This is a genomic window from Paenibacillus sp. FSL E2-0190 (genome assembly GCF_037992965.1).
GTDB lineage: Bacteria > Bacillota > Bacilli > Paenibacillales > Paenibacillaceae > Paenibacillus_AQ > Paenibacillus_AQ odorifer.
Window position 1 is genome coordinate 6,978,245 of sequence record NZ_CP150306.1, and the last position, 12,468, is coordinate 6,990,712.

11 protein-coding genes are annotated in these 12,468 nt (G+C 44.9%); all 11 read right to left on the reverse strand.

Going from position 1 to position 12,468, the window contains the following annotated elements:
• Positions 1-64: 64 nt before the first annotated feature.
• The 11 genes from NST25_RS30665 to NST25_RS30715 all read right to left on the reverse strand — a co-directional run bounded on the left by NST25_RS30665 (position 65) and on the right by NST25_RS30715 (position 12,446).
• Positions 65-1,612, reverse strand: a complete 1,548-nt coding sequence (locus NST25_RS30665; RefSeq protein ID WP_339189046.1) for a M23 family metallopeptidase — start codon at positions 1,610-1,612, stop codon at positions 65-67.
• Between the two features lie 316 nt (positions 1,613-1,928).
• Entirely contained in the window at positions 1,929-2,573 is a 645-nt protein-coding gene (locus NST25_RS30670; RefSeq protein ID WP_339189048.1) for a hypothetical protein, read from the reverse strand.
• 188 nt (positions 2,574-2,761) lie between these two features.
• Positions 2,762-4,048, reverse strand: coding sequence for an adenylosuccinate synthase (locus tag NST25_RS30675; protein WP_076105178.1), 1,287 nt, complete (start codon positions 4,046-4,048; stop codon positions 2,762-2,764).
• Positions 4,049-4,259: 211 nt separating this feature from the next.
• Entirely contained in the window at positions 4,260-5,621 is a 1,362-nt protein-coding gene (gene dnaB, locus NST25_RS30680) for a replicative DNA helicase (protein WP_036677807.1), read from the reverse strand.
• 1 nt (position 5,622) lies between these two features.
• Complete coding sequence (rplI, locus tag NST25_RS30685) at positions 5,623-6,069, reverse strand: 50S ribosomal protein L9 (protein ID WP_036677804.1); 447 nt, start codon at positions 6,067-6,069, stop codon at positions 5,623-5,625.
• Positions 6,066-8,072, reverse strand: coding sequence for a DHH family phosphoesterase (locus NST25_RS30690; protein WP_076124313.1), 2,007 nt, complete (start codon positions 8,070-8,072; stop codon positions 6,066-6,068). The genes rplI and NST25_RS30690 overlap by 4 nt, the downstream gene beginning before the upstream one ends.
• Before the next feature lie 11 nt (positions 8,073-8,083).
• Positions 8,084-9,001: a DUF2232 domain-containing protein gene (locus NST25_RS30695; RefSeq protein ID WP_076124314.1), complete on the reverse strand. Its 918-nt coding sequence runs from the start codon at positions 8,999-9,001 to the stop codon at positions 8,084-8,086.
• Between the two features lie 6 nt (positions 9,002-9,007).
• Positions 9,008-9,310 carry a MazG-like family protein gene (locus NST25_RS30700; protein ID WP_170914153.1) on the reverse strand — a complete coding sequence of 101 codons (303 nt, stop codon included), beginning with the start codon at positions 9,308-9,310 and terminating at the stop codon, positions 9,008-9,010.
• A 223-nt stretch (positions 9,311-9,533) separates the two neighbouring features.
• Positions 9,534-9,959: a CBS domain-containing protein gene (locus NST25_RS30705; RefSeq protein ID WP_036677795.1), complete on the reverse strand. Its 426-nt coding sequence runs from the start codon at positions 9,957-9,959 to the stop codon at positions 9,534-9,536.
• A 194-nt stretch (positions 9,960-10,153) separates the two neighbouring features.
• Positions 10,154-11,179 carry an LCP family protein gene (locus NST25_RS30710; RefSeq protein WP_076099795.1) on the reverse strand — a complete coding sequence of 342 codons (1,026 nt, stop codon included), beginning with the start codon at positions 11,177-11,179 and terminating at the stop codon, positions 10,154-10,156.
• 322 nt (positions 11,180-11,501) lie between these two features.
• Positions 11,502-12,446, reverse strand: coding sequence for a D-alanyl-D-alanine carboxypeptidase family protein (locus NST25_RS30715; protein WP_036677789.1), 945 nt, complete (start codon positions 12,444-12,446; stop codon positions 11,502-11,504).
• Positions 12,447-12,468: the final 22 nt, after the last annotated feature.

Below are 12,468 nucleotides of genomic sequence, written 5' to 3' on the forward strand. Positions count from 1 at the left end.
CTCGTAGATTAAAAAAATAAAAACCGCCCGATTAAAATCGAGCAGTTAAAGGATTAAGTATGAATTATTGCAAATACTTCATTGGATTTACAGCAGTGCCATTCTTCCGAATCTCAAAATGCAGATGTGTACCCGTCGAACGTCCGGTGCTGCCCATTACGCCAATCTTGCCACCCTGCTCCAAGCGTTGGCCTGTAGAAACCGAGATGCTTTTTAAATGACCATAATAGGTCTGGTATCCGTTGCGATGATCCACAATAACTACATTCCCGTATCCATTCTGCACCCCTGCAAAGATTACGGTCCCGGCATCAGAAGCTTTTATATTCCGATTGCTAGATACCATATCAATACCCTTATGGGCACGGCTCCAACGCTCACCGAAGCTACTTGTCAGGGTTGCCCCGCTTACCGGCCAACTGAACATGCCTGTTCCTTCACCAACAACCTTCGTTCCCCGATAAACAACTTCTGGCAGCGAGGCTTTTATAACGGTCTGGCCTAACCATTCTTCTTGAACAACCATGCCATTTTCCTTTGTTACCCGATACTCCATTTCTTTAAGTCCAGTTTGTCCTGGACGAACCACTTTGCTTTTGCCTGCCGCTAGCTGATCGCTCGAACGCACAACCACTTCCGGCTCAGTCACTATCTGCTCAGTCACTTTTTCCACAGTTACTACTGTAACATCTGGTTGGGGTACCTTCAGCTTTAGTGTATCTCCAATCTTCAACGTCAGCTCTTTCACGTTAGGGTTGTTACTATAAATCTCTTTTTGGGTGATTTCAAACCGTTTGGCAATCCCCGAAATCGTATCACCCTCTTGAACGGTATAAAGAAGAGGCGCCTCTTTACCTTCAGTAAGTGTCTGGACCGCTGCCTCCACATCCAACACTTTATTAGGATCTGCTTTGATAGGAACGATAGAAATATCTTCACTAATCTCTACCGACTCTACTTGCTCTGGAGCCTTCGATTTTGCAGCAGATGAGCTGGAAGCAGCTGTTCTCGATAGCTTACTAGCCGTCGTTGCTACTTCTGCTTGTGGGACATAATGATTTTTTACCCCTTCGAGCACAGCATTAGCAGTTTCCTGATCCTTAACTATGCCAACGGCCTTGCCATCTACCATCAATTGCACGCCTACCGCATAAGCTTTCAGCATTCCATCTAGTTTAGTAAGTGTCGCCTCACTATCAACTTCTGGCTTGTATGCCTTCTGCTCTTCTATTGTTATGCCCTCTGTTTGCAGCACCATGGTTGAATTCGGATATTTCTCCTGATATTCTCGTTGTTTCTTCTCGTATAGCTGGTTAAGCTGCGTCTGATCGGTAAGTCTTCCGACTTCTTCACCCTTCACCAACACTTGATAATAGGTAACCGTGTTAGCGGCTACATACTTTTTCTCTGCTCCAACCAACACCGTAGCTAGAAGCACAAGGCCGACAGATCCCAAAATCCAAGCACGCCGAAATCTGCGAGTACCTTTCTCTTGTTGAAAGTGTTTGGAGTCGTGATCGAAATTGTGGCTCTGTTGAACATTCGCCTCGGATTCTGCTGGATGTCCATCCTGCAGCTTGCTCATCCGACGCATGAACTTAAATCCCTTCATGAAACTCTCCCTTTCAGTCCGCTTTTACTTCCGACAAAAGCGGCCAAGCTAATTGTACGACCTCGATTATATAGATTACGTCCATGTAAATTTCTGCGTATACTAGTGCTTAATTCCTGCTTCTAATGAACCTATAAAAAGGTTGTTAAGGAGGTTACAAAAATTTAACCTCTTGAGGTCCTTGTTTACTGTACCATAGCTTAGAGAAAAATTTCAACTTTAGACATGACAAAAAACCCGCCAAATACGCGGGTTTTTTGCGCAAATATGAAATTTTAACCTTTTTCTTGTGTCTATAAAGTGACAATTATAAAAGCTATTGCGTAGATTCTGTAGTTGGTGTAAGCATTTTCATTATGCTCTCATATTCGTCTGCATCAACATATTTTGCAATTACCTGTTGCAGCTCTTTAACCTCATCTTCTGTTAATCCATCCTCCATCGCTGTTGAAATTTTTGCCATCTCATCCTGGGGTAGTTTGGACATCAAAATATTGAATATATTTACCTTCTCTTCCGATGGAAGATTATCTTTGAAGTCACTGAGTGCCTCAGGTGTCATTACTAATTGTTGGTCACCAACACTTCCACTTCCGTTATCAGTTGAACTTTCGGTTGTAACTTGCCCCATAACTGGTAAGGCATCAGTTGGAGTATTATCATCTACGGGCTCGCCCTTGCCTTTAGCTGGCGAATCCGTGCTTTTGTCGGTCTCCTTGCTAACTGTACTCCCTGTGGTTACTTCTTTATTGGCTGTATCCGAGTCAGATTTGTTATCCATGCCAATGATGCTCCGAATCATTCCTCCAAATCCCGGACCGGGAGTATTCACTTTAATATCGAAGCTAGCCAGTACCGACTGAATATAAGCATTTACAACCACGCCCGTTGTTAGAATTGAAAGAGTGCTGGCAAGTACCACAATCAGACATACGCTAAGTGCACGCTTCACGATCTTCATCTTCATTTCTCCTCTCACCTATGTTCAAGTCTATCTGGTAGATCATGTACATGTTCTTCTATACATCCAGTATTGACTAGAACCGGCCTTGGGAAACGTCTAGGTATAAATCTAGGCCCCAAAAGAGAGAGATAGTCCTCAGAACAAAAAAAAGAGCCTCTAACGAGGCTCCTTAGTATAACTAGGTTTTAGATATAAATTGGCAATACTTGATTCGTCTGCTCACGGTTACGACCCACTGAGAAGATAGCAATCGGAATACCTGTAAGCTCAGATACACGTTCAACATATCTGCGTGTATTTGCTGGAAGATCATCCAACGTTTTTGCAGAAGTAATATCTTCGCTCCAGCCTGGAAGTTCCTCATATACCGCTTCACATTCTGCCAGCATTTTGAGGCTAGCAGGGTAATGAGTAATTACCTCACCACGGTATTTGTAGCCTGTGCAGATCTTCACAGTCTCAAGTCCGCTAAGTACATCCAGCGAGTTAAGAGATAGCCCTGTGATTCCACTTACACGACGAGCGTGACTCACAACTACACTATCGAACCAGCCTACACGGCGTGCACGTCCGGTAACTGTGCCATATTCATGACCTGTTTCACGGATATAATCACCTGTTGCATCATTCAGCTCTGTAGGGAACGGGCCATCTCCAACACGAGTGGTATAGGCTTTTGCAACCCCAATAACCTGTTTGATTTTGGACGGTCCCACACCAGAACCTATGCACACCCCACCGGCAGATGGGTTGGATGAAGTAACAAACGGATACGTGCCTTGATCGATATCAAGCATTACTCCTTGCGCACCTTCAAACAACACTTTGCGATCCGCATCAATGGCATCATTAAGAATAACAGAGGTGTCTGTTACATAATTACGCAGCACTTCTGCATATTCCAGGTATTGAGTCAGAATCTCTTCTACGTTAAGAGCTTCGGCACCATAGACCTGCGTAATCACTTGGTTCTTCTCTTGCATCAAGGGGCGGAGTCTCAGTTCGAATTCCTCAGCGTCCATCAAGTCAGCAATACGGATACCGTTGCGTGCTGCCTTATCCATATAACAAGGACCGATACCTTTACGTGTAGTACCAATCTTGTTCGGACCCTTACGGTCTTCTTCGAGAGCATCCAGCACCATATGGTATGGCATAATGACATGAGCACGATCACTGATCACTAAGTTCTTAGTATCAAAACCGTTCTCATGAATATAATTAATTTCTTGGATCAAGGCAGCCGGATTAATAACCATTCCGTTACCAATTACACAAGTTTTCTCTTTATAAAATACACCCGAAGGGATCAAGCTGAGCTTAAACTTCTCACCGTCAATCAGAATCGTGTGACCGGCATTATTGCCCCCTTGATAACGGGCGACCACATCTGCACTTTCCGCTAGAAAGTCAGTGATTTTCCCTTTACCTTCGTCTCCCCATTGTGTTCCCACGACGACTACCGTTGACATGTTCATTCCTCCGTAGGTGCTACTTAGCACCATTATTTTTCATAATATGGACCCTATACGTCATTCTTATGTACGTGGCCCTCCGGACGCCAAGCAGATTTAACCCGCTAAAGGACAATTCTCAGTGTAACAGCGGTTTTTTTCAAAGTCAAATAAAACGAACGATTACACAAAGAAATGTGCAATCGTTCGGGAATTATACATGTCAGGTTTAACCAGCAAATGGTTCCGCATGTGCTCGCTCGTAGTTAACGAACTTGTTGAAATTTTTAAGAAAGACCAGTTCTACCGTGCCTACGGGACCATTACGCTGTTTAGCTATAATGATCTCAATAATATTCTTCTTCTCCGTATCCGCATTGTAATAATCATCACGATACAGAAACGCAACAATATCGGCATCCTGCTCGATAGAACCCGATTCACGCAAGTCACTCATCATTGGACGTTTATCCTGGCGCTGCTCTACACCCCGGCTTAACTGCGACAGGGCAATAACCGGCACATCCAACTCACGGGCAATCTGCTTCAGTGTACGAGATATATCCGATACTTCCTGCTGACGGTTCTCTCCGCCTTTACCGCGGCCCTGAATGAGCTGCAAGTAGTCGATGACGATCATGCCAAGTCCTTTTTCCTTCTTCAGTCTCCGGCACTTTGCACGAATATCGGTTACCGTGATACCTGGTGTATCGTCGATGTAAATCTCCGCTTCAGATAGAGACTGAATACCCATCGTCAGCTTGGACCAATCATCATCACTCTTGAAGTCACCGGTACGCATAATATTGGCATCTAAGTTGGCTTCAGCACAAATCATCCGCTGTACCAGCTGTGGCGCTGACATTTCCAGACTGAATATCGCAACAGTTTCTTTAGCGCGTACTGCCACGTTCTGTGCAATATTCAGGGCGAATGCAGTCTTACCAACAGATGGACGAGCCGCAACAATGATCAGATCGTTACGTTGGAATCCGTTAGTCATATGATCTAAATCCACAAATCCGGTTGGGATACCTGAGGTACCCCCCTTATTTTGATGAAGCAACTCAACCTTGTCGAACACTTCCATCAAGACATCGCGGATCGCAATAAATCCACTGCCGCTCCGCCGGTTGGAGATTTCAAGAATGCGCCGCTCTGCATCACTCAGCATATCGGCTACATCTTCACCGCCAGTATAACCTTCGCTCACAATTTGCGTGGCTGTGCGAATCAAACGGCGCAGCATGGCTTTCTCTTCGATAATCTGGGCGTAGTATTCTACGTTAGCAGCAGTAGGCACGGCATGCGCCAGCTTAGCTAAGTAGCTAACCCCACCAATATCTTCAAGCTCTCCTTTGTCCTGCAGTCTGGACGTAAGTGTAACAAGATCAATCGGCTGGCTCTCTTCTCCGAGCTGCACCATCGCCTCAAAAATCATTTGATGCGCTTTATCGTAGAAGTCTTCGGTATTCACCCGTTCCATTGCAGTAATGAGCGCTTCATCCTGCAACAGAACCGCACCAATTACCGCCTGCTCGGCTTCAAGATTCTGCGGGGGAACCCGATCGAAAAAGAGATCTCCACCCATGTTACTCCTCCGTTACCTCAACCTTAAGTGTGGCCTTTACTTCAGTATGCAATTTTACGCTTACTTGAAATACTCCTATATGGCGAATTGGCTCACCTAATTCAATCTTGCGCTTATCAATAGTAATTCCTTTGGTGGAAGCCAGTGTCTCAGCAATCTGTTTGCTTGTAATAGCACCGAATAAACGTCCGCCTTCACCTGATTTTGCTTTCATTGTCAGTGTTAGCTCGTCAAGCTTCTTACCCAATTGCTGTGCTTCTTCTTTTTCGTTATCTTTACGGCGTTGTTCAGCAGCCGCTTGATTCTCCAGCGTCTTCACGTTACCTTCCGTTGCCGGACGAACCAATCCACGTGGCAATAAGAAGTTAGAAGCATAACCTTCGGATACCTCTTTAACCTGACCTTTTTTACCTTGACCCTTAACATCTTTTATGAATATGACCTTCATTCGAATAACCCCTCTTTCGATTCGATTTCAGCCAGCACCTGCAGTAATCTGGCTTCTGCTTCTTTACATGTTCCTTCAAGCTGTACCGCGGCATTGGACAGATGCCCTCCGCCGCCTAATTTCTCCATCACGACCTGTACATTCATACGTCCTAGTGATCGGGCACTAATGCCAATCAGGCCGTCAGGCCGCTCGCTGATGACGAATGAAGCAACTACGTTGGTCATCCCAAGCAGCGTGTCCGCAGTCTGAGCAATAAGAAGCTGCGGAATTTTCATGCCTGGTGCCGTAACTACAAGCGCGATTTGGTCATACACCATCCGCGCATGTTTGATAATTTCGGCTTTGGAAATATACTCCTGTAAATCCTCCTTGAGCATGCGCTGAATAAGTACGGTATCGGCACCATTCCGGCGCAGGAAGCCTGCGGCCTCAAAGGTACGCGACCCCGTATGAAGCGCAAAATGCTTCGTATCCACCGTGATCCCCGCTAACAACATTGTAGCATCCAGCGGACTGATCTTTACCTTCTCATGAATATACTGAAGCAGCTCTGTCACCAGCTCACAAGTCGATGAAGCGTAAGGCTCCAAATACACCAATACAGCATCGTTAATGAACTCTTCACCTCTTCGGTGATGATCCACCACTACAATTCTGCTGGCATATTGCACTAGCCGCGGCTCCATCGTCATAGACGCCTTATGTGTATCCACAACAATAAGCAGGGTATGCTCTGTCATGATCTGTAGGGATTGCTCCGTTGTGATGAATGACTTATACAACTCATCATCCTTACGAATCTGCTCCATCATGTTAGTTATCGATGGATTAGGAGTCTCCATCACAATGCTAGCCTCTACATTATACATCTGCGCAGCCCTTAACAGGCCGATTGCAGCACCCACAGCGTCGATATCCGGTGTCCGATGACCGAGGATCAGCACACGATCGCTCTCCTGCATCAGATCCCGCAAAGCATGCGCAATGACCCGCGCCCGCACTCGGGTACGCTTCTCAGCAGCATTACTCTTGCCGCCGTAGAAGGATAACCGTTGGCCTGCTTTTACAGCTGCCTGATCACCACCTCGGCCAAGCGCCATATCTAGACTGGATTGGGCCAATGCCCCTAATTCACTTGCTGAGTCTGCGCCAAAGGCCAGACCAATACTCAGTGTCATGGGTACCTTAAGATCAGCAGTCATTTCTCTGACTTCATCTAGAATCACGAAGCGGCTCTCTTCCAACGCTTGCAGGCTACGATGATTAAGCAGCATTAGATAACGTTCCGAGGACAACCGCCGCAGATAAACCTCAAACTGCTTACTCCATTCAGTGATTTCACTCGTCACCTTAGCAATCAGCGAGGTTCGCTGTTGATCATCCATCCCTTGAGCGGATTCATCCAGGTTATCCATCATCACTATGCCGATTGCCAGCTTCTCATCCTCATACCGCTCACGTAACACCACAAGCTCAGTGATATCATACAAGTAAAGAATACGCTCACTCGGAATAATGACAGCTTGATAAAATCGTTCATCCACGGTGATCTCAAGGCGGGTGTCATGGAGCACACCCTCTTTGGCGACCTCCCGTTTACCCGCTGCAGCACCTGTGAAAAAAGACTGCATATCAGGCAATAATTCTTGCAGTGATTCCCCAACTAAAGACTTGCGTGCGAAAATATCGCCGGCATAGCGGTTATTCCATTCCACCGTTCGATCCTCGCTAAACAGAATGATTCCAAGCGGCAGCATGCTGACTGCTTCGCCCTCTACCCGCTTAATGCGGAAAGATAGCCCATTAATATATTCCACCAGATTACGGCGGAACGAGATCTCCGCTTTCAACATATAGAAGCATAAAGTACCTGAGAGAAACAGGCCGGCGACCCCAAGCGCCCAGTTATAAACACTGACAATTATAATAAGGACCAACAGCAGCATGAACGCCCATACGGTATGATAGCCGTGCCAGCGTCTTTGCAGAAATTTAGGCATGAACTCTCACCCTATCGTTTCGATTTGGTCACATACTCCCGCAGTGGGAACGCAAGATCAATAATACCAATAATGCGCAGCGGCGGCAGTAAAATAACCGGTATCGCTAACAAAACGGCAGACATCTTGTTCCATTTGCGTTCATGCGCCAGGAAGAAGAAAAATCCGATGGCCTGAATCATAAAGCCAATTCGCAGCAGTGGCAGAAGATTGGCAGAAATCATGAGGATGAAATTGTTCTCCGACCCTGAGAAGAAGAGCTGTAGAACAACACCAATCAGATAGTACCAAATAAACGATCTCGAAAGTCTCCATTCACGTGCAGGCTTCATCTTAGGCACTGCATAATTCATACTGTTCAGAATCGGGCGGGCAATAGAATGCGTAATCACAGCAATCATGAAGGAGCTTACGATTAGAGTCATAGGGATCATTTGGACCGTCATATGACTTATCTTGTTTACATCCTCAGTTGAAAATCCAATATCAGTGAGCAGAGGATTAGTAGTTCCGAGCTCAGACAGAGGTGAATTAACCATTTGCAATACATCGTTCACATAGGTAGACAGGTCAAAATTAAATAATGCCGTACCCAGCAGCAAAAGCAGCAGGAACTGTGCAAGAATCGTAACCGTACCTGCGATCACAGTAGACATGGCCGGGGCATGTCTTTTATACCAACGCCCCATAACCAGAGCCGGTATTAAGAAATACGCAGCTATCAACAGATAAATTGGTGTAATCAAGCCTACAATCAGCAACACCGGCAATACATGCAGTACAAATTGTCTCGTGTTCAGTGTAGTAAACAACACTACTGCCGGAACAATCATAAAAAGGGTAGTGATGATGAGGAGTGGAGTCGTTAAACTAAGCAGCAAAAGTAAGTATGCTACGCTCCAAGCCACAGATGACCAGCGAAATTTCAACAGTATTCACCTCTTACGCATATGTTCTTCTAAAGCAGATATATCTTGGTACCAATCTTCCAGTTGATGCCCTTCCTGCTTGTGCTTTCTAAGCTTCTCCAGTAGCAAGTCATCTAAAGAACGATAAGGAATCCCTAGTCTGCGGCCCAAAATATAAGAGCTCATAATCAAGCTAGCCAGACTGTCACCGACACGGGTAGTACTGCCTTCCCATAACGCTTTAAATAACCTTGAAACTTGATCAATCACTTCGGTTTTCAGCCATTCAATTACCTTGGCGCGCTTGGCTACATCCAGATCCTTCGGCACATTGGACACGTCTCTCTACCTCCGGCAAAAAGCTTTATTCTCCATTATAGCATAAAAAATTCGGTGTCACACTGGACGCCCCGCGCCCCTTAAGTATGCTTCAATCCATGCTGTCTATGCCTCTTTTTGGAGAGGAGCTTTCTTTAAAAAAGACCCGCATTCCGTTATCGCCGGAAATACAGGCCTTGTTCCGATAGCTTCTATAACCGCGAATACACTGGGACTATAATGATTCCTGTGATTGTCTTGTTACAAATTTCTCGCAATATTCTATGACTTGACTCCGGCGAACAATTCCAATAAACCGGTTCATATCATCGACCACAGGTACAAAGTTCTGCACCTTAGCCAAATTAATTAGATCTTCCATATCCGCATCAATCGAGACCGGCTTGTTATTCATACGTAATGGAACGTCCTTCAGCAAAAATTTTGAAGCGTTCTCAAACGAAACCTTACCCTCCGACTCTTTCATGTACCAGAGCAGATCACCTTCCGTTACCGTGCCAGCATACTCTCCATTACGGTTAAGAATCGGGACTGCTGTATAGCGGTGAAACTCCATCCTCTCAAGCGTTTGGCGCAGCGTAGAATCGAGCGTTACGCAGGCCACCTCCTGTTTCGGAAGTAAAAAAAATGCAATATTCATCTCTTGATCCTCCTCAAAGAGTTCCGAAGGAATTACGGTTCTTTAACTTCCTTTTACTGCCATGTCAATGTGATTATACGTAGCAGCTAAATAATAGTTCCAACTCATTATAACATGAAGACAGTAAGCAGCAGCCATGAGAATGTTTATGGCTGCTGCAATTTATTTATATGAGTTTAGCTTTCCAATTAGAATTACTGTGTAACTGCTGTTGCTTTGGGCTCGAGTGCATTACTTGCTTTTCCCGGCTCAATCAGTTGATCTACAGGTGTTCCTGCATTCATCCAATTATCAATCAGCGCCTTAGCTTCGCGCAAGTCCTCTTCATCAACGATATCATAATAAAGTCCGTCAATACGTTTTCCTTCGCCCATTACCGTAAAGCTTGAGATATCCATATCTTTGCCGCCCATAAATTTCTTGGCCAGACTAATGATCATTGAAGGCTCAATATCGGTCTTGAAATTATCGCCCATAATATCCAGCAGCTTAGGAATATTGCCGATTTGGCTGATCGATAACATTTTATTAGCTACGACATCAATAAAAACCTGTTGGCGTTTGGTCCGGTTAAAGTCACTATCTTCACGGTAGCGTGTATAGTTGAGTGCTTCTTGACCGTTATAATTCGACTTTCCACCCTCGATCGTAAACTTTTCATGGTCCTTACCCTTGTTTACAATATCCTTCTTGATTGGCAGCGGAACGCCTCCAATAGCATCAACGGCATCCTTGAGCCCTTGAAAGTTAATGGTGGCATAATACTGAATATCATGCTCCAGCAGTGCTTCCAGAGTATCCTTAGCCATTTGCTGCCCACCAAAAGCATAAGCATGGGTAATCTTATCTTTTTTATTATCGTTATGCCCAATAATCTCGGTATACGTATCACGTGGAATAGAAATAAGCAGAATTTTGTAATCCTCAGGACGAACAACAGCATACATCATAGTGTCTGAACGTGCGGTTTCATTGTCGCGTTGATCAGTCCCGAGCAGCATCAGCGAGAATGGATCGCTTTTGTATACAACCGGCTCTGGCTTAACCTTATTCTCATCCTTAAGTGGCTGGTAAGATTCTTCTTTCAGCTTGCTTTCTACCCGATCGGACAAAAAGAGATCAAAGGCTAATACGGCCAAAGAATTCCGAAAGAGAAAGCCTCCCGCTATAACAACGACGAGAACAATTAGCGCAATGTATCTTTTCTTTATTTTTTTCATCTTTGATTCCTTCTTTATTGTAGAATAATTACACATACCATATATTTACAATGCCTCCTGATCGTTCTCAGGCAGTCATGGTTTTATTTCTCTCGGCGGCGAATTTACTGTCCCTTATTCCATTATCTTATTGTCCCCCCTTTCAGGAAATTCGGGTCATTCTAAATTATAGAAAAAAGTTTTTTTGCGTTTCTAAAATAATATGGGATAAAACAATATTTCTATTGTAATCACTAAATGGATAAAAAGAAACAACAAATACCGACATGAATAGGGAAAAAGCACCATACCAAGTAATAATTACTGGTATGATGCTCCAAATTTAACTTCGAATTCCAAGGGCATGTATAATATGTTTTACCCGTTCTCCATAATGTAAACCGCGGAAAAACCCATAATCGAACAATTTAGCAGCACCCTCAAATCGGCTGCCATAGGTCTCTGCCCCCATAACGACCGCAATAAGCCGGTGCCCCTCTCGCTGGGCTGATCCCGCAATACAATATCCCGTCTGGCTATCATATCCAGTCTTCAACCCATCTGCTCCATCGTATGCGTAAGCGCCGCCCATACCTGGAAGCATAAGGTTGCTATTACTAACATATAACCCTTTATCCTTTAATTGCATCTGAGTACGACCGGAAATATTCAGTACATCAGGATGATTATGGATTAGCGCAGCTGCCAATTTGGCTGTATCCCTCGCTGTCATCATCGTCTGGCCACCGATATGCGTAGGCTGACGAATGATACCAAGATCCTTGCTCGACAATCCAGAGGCGTTGGTAAATACCGTATTAGGAGATAAACCTAAACTACGTGCTCTATCATTCATCATAAGTACAAAAGAATCCTCTGATCCTGCCATATATTCTGCCAATGCAACTGCAGCATCATTAGCAGAATAGATGGTGATGCCTTCGAATAGCTCCCTTACTGTATAGAAATCTCCTCGTTTTAATGAGAGACTCATACCTCCCATTTGACTGGCGTAAGCACTAATAGGGACTCTATCCTCCCACCTAAGGGTTCCAGAGGTTATGTGATCCAGCACAATCATTTCAGTCATTAATTTAGACACACTGGCCGGTGGCATAGGCACATCGCCGTTGATATTGACCCATATGTCTCCACTATCCATATCTAGCAGCACTGCTGAACCCGCGTCAATATCCGGTTTAAAGCCCAGCTCGATAGGCCTCCACACCGTAATTAAGACAACGACTATCAAAGCTGCACCAGCCCATATCAATATCCGTCTCTTCATCGTTGTCATCCTCCATAATATA

Bases quoted from the DNA above. Each gene is read 5' to 3' on its own strand.
- NST25_RS30665 (WP_339189046.1), bottom strand. From the start codon at position 1,612: ATGAAGGGATTTAAGTTCATGCGTCGGATGAGCAAGCTGCAGGATGGA.
- NST25_RS30670 (WP_339189048.1), bottom strand. From the start codon at position 2,573: ATGAAGATCGTGAAGCGTGCACTTAGCGTATGTCTGATTGTGGTACTT.
- NST25_RS30675 (WP_076105178.1), bottom strand. From the start codon at position 4,048: ATGTCAACGGTAGTCGTCGTGGGAACACAATGGGGAGACGAAGGTAAA.
- dnaB (WP_036677807.1), bottom strand. From the start codon at position 5,621: ATGGGTGGAGATCTCTTTTTCGATCGGGTTCCCCCGCAGAATCTTGAA.
- rplI (WP_036677804.1), bottom strand. From the start codon at position 6,069: ATGAAGGTCATATTCATAAAAGATGTTAAGGGTCAAGGTAAAAAAGGT.
- NST25_RS30690 (WP_076124313.1), bottom strand. From the start codon at position 8,072: ATGCCTAAATTTCTGCAAAGACGCTGGCACGGCTATCATACCGTATGG.
- NST25_RS30705 (WP_036677795.1), bottom strand. From the start codon at position 9,959: ATGAATATTGCATTTTTTTTACTTCCGAAACAGGAGGTGGCCTGCGTA.
- NST25_RS30710 (WP_076099795.1), bottom strand. From the start codon at position 11,179: ATGAAAAAAATAAAGAAAAGATACATTGCGCTAATTGTTCTCGTCGTT.
- NST25_RS30715 (WP_036677789.1), bottom strand. From the start codon at position 12,446: ATGAAGAGACGGATATTGATATGGGCTGGTGCAGCTTTGATAGTCGTT.